Below are 17,972 nucleotides of genomic sequence, written 5' to 3'. Positions count from 1 at the left end.
AGCGCCGATGGTACTGCAGGGGGGACCCTGTGGGAGAGTAGGACGCCGCCGAACAATTTTTGTGTGAAGCCCTGTCGGGAGCCTCTTCGGAGGTTTCTGGCAGGGCTTCACTGCGTTCAGAGACCAATCCGCCCGTGATGGTCATAGCCGGCCCGTCCGCTTCATGGTGAGATAGGCGTCGGCCACCGCCGGGCCGATCGCCGCGGGTGGCGCGTCCACGACGGTCACACCATGGCGCCGCAGCTGCTCGGTCATGGCTTGCCGCTCCGATTGGGCGCCCAGGGCCGCCGCCGCTTCGTACACCGCGGCGGCGTCGCCGCGCGACTCGGCCATGACGTCCACCCGGGGATCCGATACGGCAGCGAGGAGGACCCCGCGCCTATGGGTGACCAGAGGCAGCACGGGCAGCAGGCCCTCTTCCAGCGCTGGGGCGTCGAGACTCGTCAGCAGCACGATGAGAGTCCCCGGCAAGGCGTTCTTCAGGGCCGCCATCGCCAGCCCACGGGCATCCGTCTCCACCAGTGCTGCCTCCAGCGGTGCCAGTGCGTTGATGAGCGTCGGCAGCGCATCCCGCGCATGGTGCCCGCGAACCAGCGCCCGAACCTCCCTGTCGTACGCCATGAGATCCACCCGGTCGCCGGCTCGAACGGCGAGCGAGGCCAGGAGGAGCGCGGCGTCCATGAAGGCGTCGAGCCGCGGCGCGTCACCGACCCGCGCCGCGGCTGTTCGCCCGGTGTCCAGGACGATGAGCAACTGGCGATCCCGTTCCGGGCGCCAGACGCGGACGGCGACATCGGTGAGCCGTGCCGTGGCACGCCAGTCGATGGAGCGGGTGTCGTCGCCGGGCAGATAGGACCGCAGACTGTCGAACTCGGTGCCCTGACCTCGGCCGAGCATGGTCGTCCGCCCGTCCAACCCCCGGAGACGAGCAAGCTTCGCGGGCAGGTGCCGACGTCCGGCGAAAGGCGGCAGCGCTCGCACGGTCCAGCCGACGTGGTGCCGGCCCTGCCGGGCGGCGAGCCCCAGCGGCCCGAAGGACCGGACGATCAGGGGCCCGGCATGGTGATCGCCCCGACGGCTCGGTCGCAAGCGAGTGGTGAATGCTCTCCGCCCGCGGGGCGGGACGGTCAGCACCTGACGGGGCGTAAGCACCGCTTGGTCGGCGTCTGACGACGGCTCGTTCCCGTGACGTTCACCACCGTCGGGGAGGGCGCTGGGAGGCCAGGCGTCACGGATCCGGGATCGCAGCGGGCGGCTGCCGCGGTTGATGACGACGACATCCACCAGGGCTTCTTCACCGACTCGAACGGTTGTGTCACCAGATCGGGTGAAGAGGAGCTCGCGCACTGGCGCGGCGAGGAGTAGGTCGCACACAATTGCGAGGAGAAGCAGGAGATTTACGGCGAGGACGCCGGTCAAGCTGGGGAGCAGGAGACCGACGGCCAAGGCGCCCAGTGCCGCGAGCAGGGGAACGCGTCCTGTGATGGACATGAGGGCACCTCAGCGGGGGACAGGAACGTGGAGAAGGAGTGAGCTGATCACCGCATCCGTGGTGACGCCCTCCATCTCGGCTTCCGGTCTCAGCTGTAGCCGGTGACGCAGAGTCGGCAATGCGAGAGCTTTCACGTCGTCAGGTGTGACGTAGTCACGGCCCGTGAGCCAGGCCCAGGCACGTGCGGCGGCGAGCAGAGCGGTGGCGGCTCGGGGAGAGGCGCCGAGGACGACCGAGGGGGAATCACGCGTGGCACGACAGATATCGACGACATAGCCGGTCACTTCCGCGGAGACGGTTGTGCGGGACACGGACGTCCGCGCCGCATCCAGTTCCGTCAGGCCGGCCACGGGGCGAAGCCCCACCGCGGTGAGGTCATGCGGATCGAAACCGGCGGCATGCCGGGTGACGACGTCGATCTCGTCCCGCCGACCGGGCAGGGAGACCGTCAGCTTGAGTAGGAACCGGTCCAGTTGGGCCTCGGGCAGCGGATAGGTGCCTTCGTATTCGATGGGATTCTGCGTCGCGGCTACCAGAAACGGGACGGGCAGCGGATGCGGAGTCCCGTCCACCGAGACCTGGCGTTCCTCCATGGCCTCCAGTAGGGACGCCTGGGTCTTCGGCGGCGTGCGGTTGATCTCGTCGGCGAGCAGGAGATTGGTGAACACCGGACCGGGCTGAAAGACGAACTCCGCGGAGCGGGCATCGTAGACGAGCGATCCGGTCACATCGCTGGGCATCAGGTCCGGAGTGAACTGGACCCGACGGGTCTCCAGTTGGAGCGAGGCGGCGAGGGCACGCACGATCAGTGTCTTTGCGACGCCGGGGACGCCTTCGAGGAGGACATGTCCTCGGCACAGGAGGGCGACCACCAAGCCGGTGATCACCGAGTCCTGGCCGACCACCGCCTTGGCGATCTCGGCACGGAGGGCTTCCAAAGGGGCGCGGGCGTTGTCAGCGGTCGGAGGGGCGCTCACGAGGTGTCGTCCTTGTCTCTCGATGGCGGTGGCGTGCCGTGACGCGGCGTAGGACCGGGGGCGATCTGCTCGATGAGGGCGTCCAGATCGTCAGCGAGACGGATGAGCTCCGCATCGTCGCGCGGAGCGGGCCCGAAAAGGAGATGGAGTACGTGGTCCGGAGACCACACGTCAGAGGCCAGGCGGGGCAGCACGGCTGACGGGAGAACGGCAGGGTCGTCCCGATGGCCGTGGGGGACGCCGGTGAGCCCGGCAAGCCGGGTACGTGCTGCGGAACGCAGTGCGAAGGCCGCTTGTGGACGCGCGCCGGCCCGGTGGTAGAGCCGCCCATGGCCCTCCACGGTCTCGGAGGCGCTGACCGAGACCGGTAGCGGCTCGGTGATCAGTGGTCCGAGTCGCCGCGCTCGCCACAGGGCGGCGAGCGCGGCGGCGAGGGTGAGCTGCAGCGCGCCCCACCGCCACCCGGCTGGAATCAGTTCGACCAGGCTCTCGTCGCCGGCGTCGGCGGCGGGATCGTCCAAGGAGGGGAGGTACCAGAGGAGATGTGTACGGGATCCGAGCACCTGCAGGGCGAGCGAGGCATTGCCCTGCTCGTCGAGGCGATGGTTGAAGAGCAAGTCAGGCGCGCCGAGCAGCACGGTGTCGCCGTCCGGGCCGTCCGTCGCCGTGCGCATCCGCAGCAGGGTGGGCAGTCCGCGGCTCGGGTAGCAGCCCTGGGTGTGCGGCACGGATGCGGAGTACCGGATGCCGCCGAGGTCGGCGGCTCCGGCTCGGCGGGCCGCGGGCAGTGTGCAGTCCGGCCGGCGTGTCGCCACGTTCGAGGTGCTCTTCGGCTCGACTCCGGGAGCCCAGATGGCCAGGGAGTCGTCCCCCGGGGCGAGAAGTACGACCCGGGCGCCGGAGGCCGCGTAGGCCGTGTGGAGCAGCTGGTGCTGACCGTCGGTCAGCAGCTCCGGATCGGTGACGAGCAGGGTGGTGTCCGGCTGAGCTCCGGCGGCGGCGTCCCGGGTCGTGGTGACGGCCCGTACACCGACTCCCCGGTCCTTGAGCAGCTCGGCGACGGCCCGGCTGCCGTTGCGGTCGCTGGAGCGCGGGTCGAGTCGTCCCTGCCGTTCTCCGGACCGGACCAGGGCGAACAGCAGCCCGACGGCGAGCAGCGCGGTCAGGACGATCAGCGGGCCGCGGGCGTGTGCCCACCACTGCCGGTGCGCGGACCGGCCGGTGGGGCGGATCACCTGAGCGGTGCCCATCAGCGGCTTCCGCTCCGGCTTGTGGTGAACGTCGGTAAGGCGTTCCGGAGGTCCTGGTCGAGGGCGGTGAGCCGGGTGTATGTCCGCTCGTTCGCCTGGTGGCCGCCGTACCGGACGGCTTCGAAGGACCGCGCCGCGGCGTGGAGGCGTTCGGCGACGCCGGGGAGAGCGGCACCGGCCTGGGTGGCGGCCTCGCCGGCCGTGCGTCCGGGGCTGGGTTCGAGCAGGCCGTGTTCCTCCAGGGCCCGGATGACCGCACGCACGCGTTCCTGGCAGGCCGCGTTCCAGCGCCCGGCGTCGGCGTGCCGTTGGGCGGCTGTCCGGTGTTCCGCGGCGCTGAGCGGTGGCCCGGCCGCAAAGGCCGGCGCGCCCCGCTCGGGGGCGCGGCGCAGTGGTCCCAGCCTGAGTCGCAGTGCGGTGGCGGCCAGTGCGAGGAACAGCACGATGGTTGCCAGCCCGACGGCCCCGCCGGGGGCTGCGCCGGAAGCGGCGTCGAGGAGGTCGTTCATCCCGTCCCAGACCTCGTCGAACACCCGCTGGGGGAGGGAGGGCTCCTGTTCCTGGTACCGCTGGTCGGAGAGTTCCCGCTCCGCCGCCTCCCGCGCGGGCACGCGCGGGTCCGTGAGGGGAATCCCGTCCGCGCCGGGCAGCGCGAGCACGACCCCCGTGCTGGTGCTGCCCGGCGCGGCCATCCGGTCAGCCCTCGGGCGCCGGGCCGGGGGCGCTGCTCGGTGCGGGCCCCTGCGGGCGCCGGCTCTCGGCGCCCGCCGCGCGGGCGAGCTCCAGGTCGAGGGCTTCCCGGCGGATCCGCTGGTCCATGTAGAGGAGCGCGGTGACCCCGGCGGTGATCGGGAGGGTGATCGTCGTGCTCAGCACGCCCCCGATGCCGATCACGACGAGAAAGGTCCAGCCGACCGAGGTGTCGTCGCCGGACAGCCAGTCCGTCGCGCTGTCCCCGCCGAGCGCCATGGCGACCATGCTGGCCGGGATCTCGATGATCGCTCCCACGACCAGCACGATGACGAGGGCCAGCAACTGCACGCCGAACACTCGCCACCAGGCGCCGCGGACCAGCTTGGCCGAGCGGCGCATGGCGGTGGCCACGGAGGCCTTCTCGAGCATCAGGGCGGGTGCGGAGAGGCTGAAACGGATCCACAGCCAGATCGCGGCCCCGAGTCCGGCGAAGCCGCCCAGCAGGGCCAGTGCCGAGCCGCCGCTCTCCGCTCCGGTCAGGGCCAGCAGCACGCCGGGGGCGGCGCCGGCCAGGACGGCGCCCACGACGATCAGCGGCAGCAGAAGGAGCAGTCCGCACAGCCGGGGCAGCTGCGGCCGGGCACTGTGCCAGGCCTCGCTCACCGTGAGGGTCCGGCCGAGGACCGCACGGCCGGCGACGACCGTGAGCAGCGCGGTGGCGACGACGGTCCCCAGGACTCCGATCAACCCGGTGACCCCGGTGGTGGCCAGGCTGCCGCCGATGGCGTCGAGGGTTTCCTCGGCCGTCGCGTTCCCGTTGTTCTCCAGGTCCTCCAGTCCGGAGGTGTCCTGGAACCACAGGCCCGTCGCCGTGGTCACCAGGATCTGCGTCACCACCGCCACGGCCAGCGAGATGCTCAGGACGGTGCGCCAGTGCGCACGCATCGTGGAGACCGCCCCGTCGAGAATCTCGCCTATGCCCAGCGGGCGCAGCGGGATCACCCCGGGCTTGGCGGCCGAGACCGCGGGAGCCCAGGCTGCGGTCCGCCAGTCGCCGTCCCGGCCGGGGCCGTTCGATGCGGGGAATCCCGGGCCGGCGCCGCCGGGGGCGGTCCAGCGTCCGGCGGGCGGCTGGCGCTGGGCCCAGTTCGCTCCCCAGACCGGCTGCGGGGGTGCGGGTTCTTCCGGGGGTACGGGCCGGTCGGCGGCGCCGGGCGAATCGCCGCTGCGCCCCTCCGGCTCGTCGGCAGCGGAGGATCCGGGCGGTGCCCAGCCCGGAGAGTCGTTCATCGTCGCTCCTTCTCGGTGCCTCGCCGCCGGGGCGAAAGTGGCCGGTTGGCTGCCATCGTGTCATGGGGCACGGTCGTTCGTGGCGGGTCGAGGGCGTGGGGCATCCTCTTCAATTGTCGGTGCTCCACCGGGCAGACTGGGCGAATGGCTGACCCGCAGACGGTGATTCCGGAAGACGCCGCCCCGACCCCTGTCCGTGCGCTCCGCTGGGAGGAACCGCCGGAAGGCCCGGTACTGGTGCTTCTCGACCAGACCAGGCTTCCGGCACATGAAGTCGAGCTCGTCTGTACGGATGTCCCGGTGCTGGTGGAGGCCATCCGTACGCTGGCCGTCCGCGGCGCCCCGCTGCTCGGCCTGGCGGGCGCCTACGGTGTGGCGCTGGCCGCTGCGCGTGGCTTCGACGTGGACCAGGCGGCGGAATCCCTGGCCCAGGCCCGGCCCACCGCGGTCAATCTGGGGTACGGCGTCCGCCGGGCACTGGCCGCGTACCACGACGCGGTCAAGAACGGCGCGGACGTCGCCGGCGCGGCGTCGGCGGCGCTCACCGAGGCCCGTGCGCTGCACCGGGAGGACGCGGAGGCCAGCGCCCTGATGGCCGAGCACGGCCGGGCCCTGCTCGCGGAGCTGCTGCCCGCGGGGGGCTACCGGCTTCTCACCCACTGCAACACCGGCGCACTGGTCTCCGGTGGTGAGGGCACCGCGTTCGCGGTGGCTGCCGCCACGCACCGGAACGGTCGGCTGCGCCGGCTGTGGGTGGACGAGACGCGTCCGCTGCTGCAGGGTGCGCGACTGACCACCTACGAGGCGGCGCGGGCCGGAATGTCCTACACCCTGCTGTCGGACAACGCGGCCGGCTCGCTGTTCGCCGCCGGTGAGGTGGACGCGGTGCTGATAGGCGCCGACCGGATAGCCGCGGACGGCGCCGTGGCCAACAAGGTGGGCAGCTATCCACTGGCCGTGCTCGCCCGCTACCACCATGTGCCGTTCATCGTCGTCGCTCCGACGAGCACGGTGGACCTGGCCACCGCTGAGGGCTCCTCGATCGAGATCGAGCAGCGGCCGGGACACGAGGTCACGGAGATCGGCGCGCCGCAGGGGCAGACGGCCGTGGCGGAGGCGGGCGGTGGGATCCTCCTGGCGGCGCTGGGAACCCAGGCGTACAACCCGGCCTTCGACGTCGTTCCGCCGGAGCTGGTCACGGCGATCGTCACCGAGCGGGGCGTGCTGTCGCCGGTGACCGGTGGCGGGCTGCGGGAGCTCTGCGCGCAGTAGCCGATGGCGAGTGCCCCGGGGCGGCCGGTGTGGCCGCCCCCAGGGTGCCCGTGACCCGGTTCGGCGGGTCGCACCCGGCCGGTCTGGCCTCGCCGGTCGATCTGGTCTCGCCGGGTCGGTCTGCCTCGCCCGGCCGGTCGGTCTCGCCTGGTCGGTCTGGTGCCGGCCGGCCGGTCGGTCGGGCTTGTGGCCGGGAGGGTCTCGCGCCGGTCGAACTCGCTCGGTCGGTCCGCCCGATGGTGAGGGCGGCGGTGGTCCCTGCTGCGGCCGGCCTGGGAGTGGTGGTGTCCGAGGAGTGGCCGGGGGCCCGCGGCCGGGGCGGGTGACCCCTATCATCTGGGCTGCCGTCGATCACCGGAGTGTGCCGCAGCGGGGTTCCGCCCCGCCCTTTCGAGGGGCCGGGTGCGTCGGGCGACGGTGTGATGGACAGAACGGAGCCAGTGGCCGGACCGGCGGTGGGCCGGATCGGTGGGAAGCCACCCAGGGACAGAGGCAGACATCAGCGAACAATGTGTCCTCAATCGTGAGCTGGATCACCCTCGTCTATGGATCGGATGCGAAAATGGGATGATGTCGATATGAAGGGACGCGTCCTTGTCGTCGACGACGACACCGCACTGGCAGAGATGCTCGGCATCGTGCTGCGCGGCGAAGGCTTTGAACCGTCGTTCGTGTCGGACGGGGACAAGGCTCTCGCCGCCTTCCGCGAGGCCAAGCCCGATCTGGTGCTGCTCGACCTGATGCTGCCGGGACGGGACGGCATCGAGGTGTGCCGTCTGATCCGGGCCGAGTCCGGGGTGCCGATCGTCATGCTCACCGCCAAGAGCGACACGGTCGACGTCGTGGTGGGTCTGGAGTCCGGGGCCGACGACTACATCGTCAAGCCGTTCAAGCCCAAGGAGCTGGTCGCCCGGATCCGGGCGCGGCTGCGGCGGTCGGAGGAGCCGGCACCCGAGCAGCTGACCATCGGGGACCTCGTCATCGACGTGGCCGGCCACTCGGTGAAGCGGGACGGCCAGTCCATCGCCCTGACCCCGCTGGAGTTCGACCTGCTGGTGGCACTGGCCCGCAAGCCGTGGCAGGTCTTCACCCGCGAGGTGCTCCTGGAGCAGGTGTGGGGCTACCGGCACGCGGCGGACACCAGGCTGGTCAACGTGCATGTGCAGCGGCTGCGCTCCAAGGTCGAGAAGGACCCGGAGCGCCCGGAGATCGTGGTGACCGTGCGCGGTGTGGGCTACAAGGCCGGGCCGAGCTGACATGTCAGGGAACGGCCCCGCTCCGCAGCCCGGCGCCCCGGGCGGCAGTGCGGCGGAGAGCACACCCCAGGGACGCCCGGTCGACCCCACGGGTGACATTCCGCTCTTCCGGCGCCTGTGGAGCGGCGGCCACCTGCTGCCCGACGGCGCGACCGGAGGGCCCGCGCATCCGCTGATCCGCATGTTCGGCCGCTGGGTGCGGCGTCCGCTGACGCCCGCGCTGCGCCTGTGGCGGCGCAACATCCAGCTGCGCGTGGTGGCCACCACCCTGCTGATGTCCCTGGGTGTCGTCCTGCTGCTCGGGCTGGTCGTCATCGGGCAGGTGCGGAACGGTCTGCTGGACGCCAAGCGGCACGCCGCGCAGGCGCAGGCCGCGGGCGGTTTCGACGTGGCCGAGCAGATGGCCGACGCGGCCGACGCCCGTCGCCAGGACGAGGCCGGGGCCGGCGGCCAGGACACCGAGGACGCGGCCACCTGGCTGAACAACCTGGTCCACCAGCTGGCGAGCGGTGGCAAGGGCTCGTACTCGGTGGTCGCGCTCAGCGCCGGCGCGGCCGGCGGCGACGATCCGTCCGTCGCCAACCGCGGCCCCAGGGTCTCCGGGGACATCCTCCCGGAGAGCGTCCCCATGGGGATCCGGGAGCAGGTGACCAAGCGCGGCGAGGTGTTCGAGCAGTACTCGACGATCGTCCACAAGAACGGCGACGAGAAAGAGTCCGCCCTGGTCATCGGGACCCTGGTGGACGACAACGAGGGCAGGCCGTACCAGCTCTACTACCTCTTCCCGTTCACCCAGGAGGAGAAGTCACTCAGCCTGGTGACGGGCACGCTCGCCACGGCCGGGGTGTTCGTCGTGGTGCTGCTGGGCGCCATCGCCTGGGTCGTGGTGCGGCAGGTGGTCACGCCGGTGCGGATGGCGGCGGGGATCTCCGAGCGGCTCGCCGCGGGACTCCTGCAGGAGCGGATGAAGGTCACCGGCGAGGACGACATCGCCCGTCTCGGGGAGTCCTTCAACAAGATGGCGCAGAACCTCCAGGGCAAGATCCAGCAGATGGAGGAGCTGTCCCGGATGCAGCGCCGCTTCGTGTCGGACGTCTCCCACGAGCTGCGCACCCCGCTGACCACGGTGCGGATGGCGGCGGACGTCATCCACGAGGCCCGGGAGGATTTCGACCCGGTCACCGCCCGCTCCGCAGAGCTTCTCATCGGCCAGCTGGACCGTTTCGAGTCGCTCCTCGCCGACCTGCTGGAGATCAGCCGGTTCGACGCGGGCGCGGCGGCGCTGGAGGCCGAGCCGATCGACCTGCGCGACGTGGTCAACCGGGTGGTCGACGGCGCGGAACCGCTCGCCGAGCGCAAGGGCAGCCGGCTCCTGGTGCGCGGCGCCGAGTACCCGGTGGTCGCGGAAGCGGACTCCCGCCGGGTGGAGCGGGTGCTGCGGAACCTCGTGGTCAACGCAGTGGAGCACGGCGAGGGCCGGGACGTGGTGGTGCGGCTCGCCGCCTCGCACAGCGCCGTCGCGGTGGCGGTGCGGGACTACGGTGTGGGGCTCAAGCCGGGGGAGGCCACCCGGGTCTTCAACCGCTTCTGGCGTGCGGACCCGGCGCGGGCGCGTACCACCGGCGGCACCGGTCTGGGGCTGTCGATCGCCGAGGAGGACGCCCGGCTGCACGGCGGCTGGCTCCAGGCGTGGGGCGAGCCCGGCGGCGGCTCCCAGTTCCGGCTGACGCTGCCGCGGACGGCAGGTGACGCGCTGCGCACCTCCCCGATACCCCTGGAGCCCGAGGATTCCCGCCGCAACCGCGGCACCGGCGGCCAGGGCGGTTCCGGGGCGCGACGCGCCACCGCACTGCCCGCCCAGGTGCGTCCGGCGCTCCCGCCGGGCGGTTCGCCCAAGGCGGTGACCGGCTCCGCCCCGCGGCCCGGCGAGGGGCCCGGGAGGGTCATCCGTTCCACCACCACCGACACCGGATCGGAGGGTCGTCCCCGTGGGCGCTGACCGCGACCGCAACCGTCCCCGTCGCTCGGCGCTCCGCCGCCGCCTGGCCGGCCCCGCGGTGCTGGCGTGCGGCGCGATGGTGCTGGCCGGCTGTGCGGCGATGCCCGACAGCGGGGACGTCACCCGCGTCGATTCGTCGCCGCGCAGCGAGGACGACTCCCAGGTCCAGGTCTACGGGGTGAGTCCGGCCAAGAACGAGCAGCCGGTCGGGCTGGTGTCCGGCTTCCTGGAGGCGACCACCAGTGACGAGGAGAACTTCGCCACCGCCAAGGAGTACCTGTCGCCGGCGGCGGCGCAGGAGTGGGACCCGTTCGCCTCGATGACGGTGCTGGCCGACGCCCCGGAGCTGAAGGTGACCCGGGACCGGGACGGCGAGGGCATGACGGTGGAGGTCACCGGCACCCAGCTGGGCAAGGTGGACGCGCACCACGCGTACACCCCGGCGGAGAAGCCGTTCAAGAAGTGGATCCATGTGTCGCGCTCCAAGTCGGAGTGGCGCATCGACGGTCCGCCGCCCGGCCTGATCATCACGGAGGCGGATTTCCAGCGCCTCTACCAGTCGGTCAACAAGTACTACTTCGCGCAGCTGGGGCCCGATGCCGGCGCGTCGCGGATCGACGACGCCGTCCTGGTCGCCGATCCGGTGTACCTGCGCCAGCGCATAGACCCGGTCACCACCAGCGTGAAGGCGCTGCTGGACGGTCCGACGAGCTGGCTCGACCCGGTCGTCAGCACCGCCTTCCCCGAGGGCACGGCGCTGCGCGACGCGAAGAAGCTGCACCTGGACGACTCGAACGAGCTGCAGGTGCGGCTGAGCGGCCAGGCGTCCGGGGTGGACGGCTCACGCTGCCGGCAGATGGCCGCGCAGGTGCTGTTCACCGTGCAGGACCAGGCCACGAGCCGGCTCAGCGGGGTGCGTCTGGAGCGTTCGAACGGCTCCGAGCTGTGCACCCTCTCGCACGATGCCGCGCTGGGGTACACCCCCGAGAACGGCAGCCGTGGCCGCCAGTACTTCGTCGACCAGGCGCACCGGATGGTGCGGCTGGCGGACCACGACGACAAGGCGCAGCCGGTCCCCGGCCCGTTCGGCGAGAACGACGCCCAGTTGGGGTCGGTCGCGGTGGCCCGTGACGAGCGGCTCGCCGCCGGCGTGTCGCTCAACGGGCGTTCGCTGTACGTGGCGGAACTGACCGAGGGGGCGGAGCGCGGCGAGGTCCGGCTGCGCAGCCAGGCCACTCGGGCGGGCGACGGCCTGTCGGTGCCGAGCTGGGACGGCCTGGGCGGCCTGTGGGTGGCTGACCGGGACCGCGACCGGTCGCGGCTGCTGCGGCTGCGGGACGGTATCGGTGAGCCGGAGGAGGTCCAGGTGCCGGACCTGGACGGTGGCCGCATCGAGGCGCTGCGGGTGTCGGCGGACGGTATGCGGATCGCGCTGCTGGTGCGGCGCGACGGCCACACGACGCTGCTGCTGGGCAGGATCGAGCGCGGCGAGTCGGCGGGGGAGCTGGAGCTGTCGGTCGAGGGGCTCCGCCCGATCGCACCGAACCTGGAGGACGTGGACGCCGTGTCCTGGGCCGGCGGCAGCAGGCTGGTGGTGGCCGGCCGCGAGTCGCAGGGCGTGCAGCAACTCCAGTACGTGGAGACGGACGGCTCGCGCGCCGACGTGCCCGCGCCGTCCTCCCCGACCGGGGCCGACACGCTGGCCGCCTCGGAGGACCCGACCCGGCCGCTGCTCGCCAAGTCGATGGACGGCATCGTGCGCCTGCCGCCCAACGGTGACTGGAAGACCGTGGCCAAGGACGGCACGGCGCCGGTCTACCCGGGCTGAGCCCGGCGGCCCGGTGGGGCGCTGCTGCGTCATTCGCCGCGCCCCGCCGGGCCGCCGCGCCTCGCGGCGTTGTTCTGCCTGGCAGGTCCGGCGGCCTCTGCTGCGCGGACCTGCGCCCCTGGTGCCAGGCTTGCCGCCTGCCCGGGCTCTGGTCACCCGCACCGTCCGCCCTGCTGCCCTCGCCTGCGGCTGCGGCCTGCCACGTCGGGCCGCTTGCGCCGGTGCGCTGCCCGCCGTCCTGCGGCCTGCCCGGCTTCCACCTGCCGGCGACCTGCCGCCTCCGCCGGTCCGCCCGGCGGCCTCGGTTGCGCGCCGGTGGGTCTCGATGGCTGCCTCTGCTGCTCGCCCGCCGTTCCGCTGCCGCGCCGGTGCGCCTCCGGGGTGGCCGCGCTGCCTCGCGGCTCGGCCGCTGCCTGCCGGCCGCGTCCGGTGTGCTCCTCGTGGCGGCCCGCCGGTGCGCCCCTGCGGTGGTCCGCGCCGCTGCTCGCCGTGCCCGCCTGCCTCGGTCCGCCTGCCTCGGTCGCAGGCCGTGGGACCGGGCCCGCGCTCGGGCAGGGGGCGCCCGGGCCGTTTTCCACAGGGCGTTTTCCACAGGGGTGGCGGCTCGTCGGCCGCCGGGGGACAGTGGGAGCCATGCGGGGGTGGTGGCAGGAGATCACCGGTCTGGTGATGCCGGTCGGCTGCGCGGGGTGCGGCCGGGCCCGGACCATGCTGTGCGAGGACTGCCGGGCGGCGCTGTCCGGTCACCGGGCCCGGCGGGTGCGGCTGAGTCCGGCGCCGCCGGGGCTGCCGGCGGTGTACGCGGCGGTGGAGTACGAGGACGCGGCCCGGGCGGTACTGCTCGGGCACAAGGAGCGGGGCGGGCTGCGGCTGGCGGAGCCGCTGGGTGAGGCGCTGGCGAGGGCGGTGCTCGCCGTCCGGCCGCCGCTGAGGGGCAGCGGAGGGCACCCGGCGCGCGGGGCGGTGCCGTCGCTGCTGGTGCCGGTGCCGTCGGTGCGCCGGGCAGTGGCGTCCCGGGGGCACGACCCCGCCCGCCGTATCGCCCTGGCCGCGGCCCGGCGGCTGCGGCGGGGCGGACTGGCCGCCGCGGTCATGCCGGTGCTGCGGCACCGGCGTGCCGTCGCCGACCAGGCCGGGCTCGGCGCCCGGCAGCGGCTGGTGAACCTCAGCGGGGCGCTGGAGGTGGTGCCGGGCGGGGAGCGGATGCTCGGCCGGGGGCGGGTGGTCGTCGTGGACGACCTGCTGACCACGGGGGCCTCCATGGCGGAGGCGGCGCGGGCGGTGCGGGCGGCCGACGGGGCGGTGGCGGGAGGCGCTGTGGTGGCCGCTTCACCGGTTGCGTTCGCATGGAACCGGAACTCCAATAGGACATAAATCGTTGCAGGTGATACGAGGTGACTGAGAGCCGAGTGGAGGTACGGGCCGGTAGGGGGTGCCGACTTCACGTACGGCGGGCTATGTTCAGTGGTGAGGGATGCCAGGGGTATGCCTCATAAGTTCCCTTGGCGCGTTTTCCTGCTTCTGATCCCGAAGATTGAAAAAAGCGAATGGAGACGTGACTCCTGGGGGAGGAGGAGGTGAAAGCCGCCAAGTCGGGGGCTCCGGAGATCCCCGGGGCCTGGTGCAGCAAGGGTTGCGCTCCGCCTCTCTTCGACGGGGCGCCCCGGGAACGGAGTTCTGCGTGGACATCGTCGTCAAGGGCCGCAAGACCGAGGTGCCCGAGCGGTTCCGTAAGCACGTGGCCGAGAAGCTGAAGCTGGACAAGATCCAGAAGCTCGACGGCAAGGTGATCAGCCTGGACGTCGAGGTGTCCAAGGAGCACAACCCGCGGCAGGCCGACCGCTCCGACCGGGTCGAGATCACCCTTCGCTCCCGCGGACCGGTGATCAGGGCTGAGGCAGCTGCCGCGGACCCCTACGCGGCGCTGGACCTGGCAGCGGGCAAGTTGGAGGCGCGCCTGCGCAAGCAGCACGACAAGCGCCACACGCGGCGCGGCAACGGCCGCATCCCGGCGAGTGACGTGGCGCTCGCGGTGCCGGAGGCGGCCCGCATCAACGGCAACGGTCACGCGGCCGCGGAGCCTGCCCCGGAGACCGTGCCCACCACCAGGATGGGCCCCCTGGAGGTCCAGGGCGAGGGGCCGCTGGTGGTCCGGGAGAAGACCCACGCGGCGTCCCCGATGACGCTCGACCAGGCGCTGTACGAGATGGAACTGGTCGGGCACGACTTCTATCTGTTCGTCGACTCCGACTCCAAGCGGCCGAGCGTCGTCTACCGCCGTCACGGTTACGACTACGGCGTCATCCATTTGGAGCCCGAGGAGTTCGTCGGCGAGGAGGCCGGCGGAGCCGGCGGCTCGCTCGGCGGCTGACCGGCAGCTACCGGTCCACGACCGGCGTGCGACCGATGTGACGTTGGTGCCCCGGGGCGACTGTGCGCCCCCGGGGCACCGGTGTGCCCGACGCGGAAGCACCACCCCGCCGCCCAGGCATGAAATCATGGCTGAGAGCGCAACCGGCGCACGGACCGGACCGGTTGACGTCGCACAGCGGTGTGCAGACAGCAGGGCCATGGCCTTCAGGGGGAGGAACGATGGCGGACAGCTTCGGGCCCGTTGCCGGCGAGGACGACGATCACAGCATCGGCGCCGGCACGGACGGGGGCGGGTCACGCAAGGAGCCGATCAGGGTGCTGGTGGTGGACGACCACGCCCTCTTCCGGCGCGGGCTGGAGATCGTGCTGGCCCAGGAGGAGGACATCCAGGTCGTCGGAGAGGCCGGGGACGGTGCGGAAGCCGTGGACAAGGCGGCCGACCTGCTCCCCGACATCGTGCTGATGGACGTCCGGATGCCCAAGCGGGGCGGTATCGAGGCGTGCACCGCCATCAAGGAGGTCGCTCCCAGCGCCAAGATCATCATGCTGACGATCAGCGACGAGGAGGCCGACCTCTACGACGCGATCAAGGCGGGTGCGACGGGCTATCTGCTCAAGGAGATCTCCACCGACGAGGTGTCCACCGCGATCCGGGCGGTGGCCGACGGCCAGTCCCAGATCAGCCCCTCGATGGCGTCCAAGCTGCTCACCGAGTTCAAATCCATGATCCAGCGCACCGACGAGCGCCGGCTGGTGCCCGCGCCCCGGCTCACCGACCGGGAGCTGGAGGTGCTCAAGCTGGTCGCCACCGGGATGAACAACCGGGACATCGCCAAGGAACTGTTCATCAGCGAGAACACGGTGAAGAACCACGTGCGCAACATCCTGGAGAAGCTGCAGCTGCACTCCCGGATGGAAGCCGTGGTGTACGCGATGCGCGAGAAGATCCTCGAGATCCGCTGACCCCTCGGGCCCGGCGGCGGCGCCGCGCGGCCCCGCTCCGTACGCTCCCCCCGGCGTCCGGCGCAGGGCGTCCGCGGCGCCCGCCGTCAGTCGAGCGCGGCGGTGAGTGCGGCGGCGAGCTCCGGCTGGTCGACGCGCTCGACGCGTACCGAGTCGCACCCCACCCACTCCGCGGCCTCCCGCAGTGCCGAGGCCATCGGCCGTACGGCCTTCGGGGTCTCCAGCGACACCTGCCGTGCCACCAGCGTCCTGCCCTCCCGGGCCGGGTCGACCCGGCCCAGCAGCCGCCCGCCGGACAGCAGGGGCATGGCGAAGTACCCGTAGACCCGCTTCGCCCGCGGCACGTACGCCTCCAGCCGGTGGGTGAAGCCGAAGATCCGTTCGGTGCGGGCCCGGTCCCATATGAGCGAGTCGAAGGGCGACAGCAGGGTGGTGCGGTGCCGTCCGCGGTCGGTGGCGGCCAGCGCCTCGGGGTCGGCCCAGGCCGGCTTCCCCCAGCCCGCCACCTCGACCGGGACCAGCCCGGAGTCCTCGATCACGCTGTCCACCTGCTCGTTCTTGAGCCGGTGGTAGTCCGCCAGATCGGCACGGGTGGCGACGCCGAGCGACCGCCCGGCCAGCCGCACCAGCCGGCGCAGGCACTCGGCGTCGTCCAGATCGTCGTGGAGCAGCGCCTGCGGCACCGCGCGCTCGGCCAGGTCGTACACCCGCTTCCAGCTGCGCCGCTGGGTGCACACCACCTCGCCGTGCATCAGGGCACGTTCGACGGCGACCTTCGCCTCGGACCAGTCCCACCAGGGCCCGCCGTTCTTGGCGCCGCCCAGCTCGGTGGCGGTCAGCGGCCCCCGGTCGCGCAGCTGGGCGATCACCGCGTCGTACGCGCCGTCTGCCAGTTCGTGGTACCACTGCGGGCGGGCGCGGTAGGCGCGCCGCCGGAACGCGAAGTGCGGCCACTCCTCGATGGGCAGCACACAGGCCGCGTGCGACCAGTACTCGAAGCCGGACGGCCCGGACGCGTCGGTGCCGGACCAGTAGGCGTCCTCCACCGTGGTGCGGCCCACCGCCCCCAGACGCGCGTAGGGCACCAGCTCGTGCGAGCGGGCGAGCACCGAGATGGTGTCCAGCTGCACCGCGCCCAGGTGCCGCAGCACCCCGCGCACCCCGCCCTGGCGGTCCGGGGCGCCCAGCAGGCCCTGGGCGCGGAGCGCGATCCGGCGGGCCTCGTCCGAGGACAGGGACAGCTGCGGTGCGGGTGCCGGTGCGGCGGCAGGACTCGTCATGGGGACACCGTAGAGGTCACCACTGACAGCGACGCCGCCCCCGGGGCACTGGGCGGCGCCGCCCCCGGGCGCGGGCAGCGAACCCCCGGTGACGGCGATGCCGACGGTCATGGAGACATCCCGGTGACGGCATTGCCTCGATAGCGGCGACACCCCGGTGACGGCGACGGCAAGGTGACGGCGACGGCACGGAGACGGCGACGGCACGGAGACGGCCCGCCGGCGAGAGGTGGCCGGGCGCCGGGAGGGCCGTGCCGGATCGGCCACGCCGGGGCCGCAGTGCCGCGCCGCCCCGGGGTACGCGCTCCCGCGCCGGGTACCGGCTCCCGCGCCGGGCACGAGCTGCCGCTGCCGGTTACGGGCTCCCGCACTGCCCCCGGGCACGGTGTGCCGTACCGTCCCGGGCACGGCGTCCCGTACCGCCCCGGGCACGGCGTCCGTGCCGGGCCGCGCCGGCCCGGCCGTGCACCGTGCCGGGCCGTGGGCCGCGCGTCAGGACCGGGTGGCTGTCATCCCTCCGTCGTGGGTGCCGGGAGGTAGGGGGTGACCGACGGCAGCCCCAGGTCGGAGGGGAGCAGCGAGCCGATCCAGGAGTCGCGGCGGGTGCCGGCGTGCGGGATGCGGGCGCGCAGCGTCCCCTCCATCCGGAAGCCGACCTTGAGCGCGACGGCCCGGGAGCCGACGTTCCCGGTCTCGGCGAGCCACTCCAGCCGCTCCACGCCCAGCTCGGTGAAGGCCCACACGGCCAGGGCACGGGCGGCCTCGGCGGTGTAGCCGCGGCCGCGGTGCTCCTTGACCGTCCAGTAGCCCAGCTCGGCCTGGCGTTCGTCGGTGTCCAGCCCGGTCAGCCGCACCAGCCCCACGGCGCCGACCAGCAGCCCGCCGTCCCGGGTGGTGACCGCCAGGTCGTAACCGGTGCCGTCGCGCCACCCCTCCGGGCTCAGCCGTCCGACGAAATCCGCCGCGTGTTCCGGCGTGTACGGAGAGGGAACTCTGGTCCAGCGGGGGATTTCGGGGTCCTGGCAGGCGGCGTGTACGGCCGGCGCGTCGGACGGCTGGAAGGGGCGCAGTACCAGTCGGTCGGTGGTGAGGGTGACGGGTTCCATACCGGAAGTCTCCGCCTTGCGGTGTCCGGCTGCGAGCCCTTTTCCAGCGGGTGACCTGGCCGGATCGCTCCGTGATCACCGGCCCGGCGGCGTGCTCGGCCCCTGGGCCGGAGGCCCCCGCGGGCCGGTGATCGGGCACCTTGGCGCCGTCCGGCGCGTTGGAGAGGTGAAGGCGACACCCGGTCTTCGTGCG

14 protein-coding genes are annotated in these 17,972 nt (G+C 72.8%); 7 read left to right on the top strand and 7 right to left on the bottom strand.

The window, feature by feature from the left end; translation table 11 throughout:
- Positions 1–141: 141 nt before the first annotated feature.
- From ACH4B3_RS26520 to ACH4B3_RS26500, 5 genes are read right to left on the bottom strand one after another with little or no spacing between them, the layout of a single operon-like run.
- Positions 142–1,491 carry a DUF58 domain-containing protein gene (locus ACH4B3_RS26520; protein WP_398466801.1) on the bottom strand — a complete coding sequence of 450 codons (1,350 nt, stop codon included), beginning with the start codon at positions 1,489–1,491 and terminating at the stop codon, positions 142–144.
- A 9-nt stretch (positions 1,492–1,500) separates the two neighbouring features.
- Positions 1,501–2,469: an AAA family ATPase gene (locus tag ACH4B3_RS26515; RefSeq protein WP_398466799.1), complete on the bottom strand. Its 969-nt coding sequence runs from the start codon at positions 2,467–2,469 to the stop codon at positions 1,501–1,503.
- Positions 2,466–3,719 carry a DUF4350 domain-containing protein gene (locus ACH4B3_RS26510; RefSeq protein ID WP_398466797.1) on the bottom strand — a complete coding sequence of 418 codons (1,254 nt, stop codon included), beginning with the start codon at positions 3,717–3,719 and terminating at the stop codon, positions 2,466–2,468. Before ACH4B3_RS26510 ends, ACH4B3_RS26515 begins: the two co-directional genes overlap by 4 nt.
- Complete coding sequence (locus ACH4B3_RS26505) at positions 3,719–4,411, bottom strand: DUF4129 domain-containing protein (protein ID WP_398466795.1); 693 nt, start codon at positions 4,409–4,411, stop codon at positions 3,719–3,721. The genes ACH4B3_RS26510 and ACH4B3_RS26505 overlap by 1 nt, the downstream gene beginning before the upstream one ends.
- A gap of 4 nt (positions 4,412–4,415) precedes the next feature.
- Complete coding sequence (locus ACH4B3_RS26500; RefSeq protein ID WP_398466793.1) at positions 4,416–5,702, bottom strand: hypothetical protein; 1,287 nt, start codon at positions 5,700–5,702, stop codon at positions 4,416–4,418.
- A 144-nt stretch (positions 5,703–5,846) separates the two neighbouring features.
- On the opposite strand from ACH4B3_RS26500, the gene mtnA reads away from it, so the two are divergent.
- From mtnA to ACH4B3_RS26465, 7 genes are all read left to right on the top strand, one after another.
- A complete protein-coding gene (gene mtnA / locus ACH4B3_RS26495; protein WP_398466791.1) occupies positions 5,847–6,974 on the top strand; it encodes an S-methyl-5-thioribose-1-phosphate isomerase in 1,128 nt (375 codons plus the stop codon).
- A gap of 578 nt (positions 6,975–7,552) precedes the next feature.
- Positions 7,553–8,230, top strand: a complete 678-nt coding sequence (mtrA, locus tag ACH4B3_RS26490) for a two-component system response regulator MtrA (protein ID WP_197990047.1) — start codon at positions 7,553–7,555, stop codon at positions 8,228–8,230.
- Between the two features lies 1 nt (position 8,231).
- Positions 8,232–10,229, top strand: coding sequence for an MtrAB system histidine kinase MtrB (gene mtrB / locus ACH4B3_RS26485; RefSeq protein ID WP_398466788.1), 1,998 nt, complete (start codon positions 8,232–8,234; stop codon positions 10,227–10,229).
- Positions 10,219–12,057 carry an LpqB family beta-propeller domain-containing protein gene (locus ACH4B3_RS26480; protein WP_398466786.1) on the top strand — a complete coding sequence of 613 codons (1,839 nt, stop codon included), beginning with the start codon at positions 10,219–10,221 and terminating at the stop codon, positions 12,055–12,057. The genes mtrB and ACH4B3_RS26480 overlap by 11 nt, the downstream gene beginning before the upstream one ends.
- 633 nt (positions 12,058–12,690) lie before the next feature.
- The gene (locus ACH4B3_RS26475) at positions 12,691–13,431 is read left to right on the top strand and encodes a ComF family protein (protein ID WP_398466784.1); all 741 of its coding nucleotides are present in this window, start codon (positions 12,691–12,693) and stop codon (positions 13,429–13,431) included.
- Between the two features lie 307 nt (positions 13,432–13,738).
- The gene (gene hpf, locus ACH4B3_RS26470; protein ID WP_398466782.1) at positions 13,739–14,428 is read left to right on the top strand and encodes a ribosome hibernation-promoting factor, HPF/YfiA family; all 690 of its coding nucleotides are present in this window, start codon (positions 13,739–13,741) and stop codon (positions 14,426–14,428) included.
- Between the two features lie 221 nt (positions 14,429–14,649).
- Positions 14,650–15,393 (top strand): response regulator, encoded by a 744-nt coding sequence (locus ACH4B3_RS26465; RefSeq protein WP_398466780.1) that lies wholly within the window; start codon positions 14,650–14,652, stop codon positions 15,391–15,393.
- Positions 15,394–15,479: 86 nt separating this feature from the next.
- Here ACH4B3_RS26465 and ACH4B3_RS26460 read toward each other — a convergent pair whose 3' ends face one another.
- Complete coding sequence (locus tag ACH4B3_RS26460) at positions 15,480–16,673, bottom strand: winged helix-turn-helix domain-containing protein (RefSeq protein ID WP_398466778.1); 1,194 nt, start codon at positions 16,671–16,673, stop codon at positions 15,480–15,482.
- A 509-nt stretch (positions 16,674–17,182) separates the two neighbouring features.
- On the bottom strand, positions 17,183–17,779 hold the full coding sequence (locus ACH4B3_RS26455) for a GNAT family N-acetyltransferase (RefSeq protein WP_398466776.1): 597 nt from the start codon (positions 17,777–17,779) through the stop codon (positions 17,183–17,185).
- Between the last annotated feature and the right edge of the window lie 193 nt (positions 17,780–17,972).

This window comes from Streptomyces sp. NPDC018031 (assembly GCF_044327625.1).
Lineage (GTDB): Bacteria > Actinomycetota > Actinomycetes > Streptomycetales > Streptomycetaceae > Streptomyces.
Note: the sequence above shows the minus strand (reverse complement) of the source record. Positions and strands in the feature narration are given on the sequence as shown.

Excerpts from the sequence above, each read along its gene's own strand:
- ACH4B3_RS26455 (WP_398466776.1), bottom strand. The coding sequence starts at position 17,779 with ATGGAACCCGTCACCCTCACCACCGACCGACTGGTACTGCGCCCCTTC.
- ACH4B3_RS26520 (WP_398466801.1), bottom strand. The coding sequence starts at position 1,491 with ATGTCCATCACAGGACGCGTTCCCCTGCTCGCGGCACTGGGCGCCTTG.
- ACH4B3_RS26475 (WP_398466784.1), top strand. The coding sequence starts at position 12,691 with ATGCGGGGGTGGTGGCAGGAGATCACCGGTCTGGTGATGCCGGTCGGC.
- ACH4B3_RS26505 (WP_398466795.1), bottom strand. The coding sequence starts at position 4,411 with ATGGCCGCGCCGGGCAGCACCAGCACGGGGGTCGTGCTCGCGCTGCCC.
- ACH4B3_RS26460 (WP_398466778.1), bottom strand. The coding sequence starts at position 16,673 with ATGACGAGTCCTGCCGCCGCACCGGCACCCGCACCGCAGCTGTCCCTG.
- ACH4B3_RS26465 (WP_398466780.1), top strand. The coding sequence starts at position 14,650 with ATGGCGGACAGCTTCGGGCCCGTTGCCGGCGAGGACGACGATCACAGC.
- ACH4B3_RS26500 (WP_398466793.1), bottom strand. The coding sequence starts at position 5,702 with ATGAACGACTCTCCGGGCTGGGCACCGCCCGGATCCTCCGCTGCCGAC.
- ACH4B3_RS26510 (WP_398466797.1), bottom strand. The coding sequence starts at position 3,719 with ATGGGCACCGCTCAGGTGATCCGCCCCACCGGCCGGTCCGCGCACCGG.
- mtrA (WP_197990047.1), top strand. The coding sequence starts at position 7,553 with ATGAAGGGACGCGTCCTTGTCGTCGACGACGACACCGCACTGGCAGAG.
- mtnA (WP_398466791.1), top strand. The coding sequence starts at position 5,847 with ATGGCTGACCCGCAGACGGTGATTCCGGAAGACGCCGCCCCGACCCCT.
- mtrB (WP_398466788.1), top strand. The coding sequence starts at position 8,232 with ATGTCAGGGAACGGCCCCGCTCCGCAGCCCGGCGCCCCGGGCGGCAGT.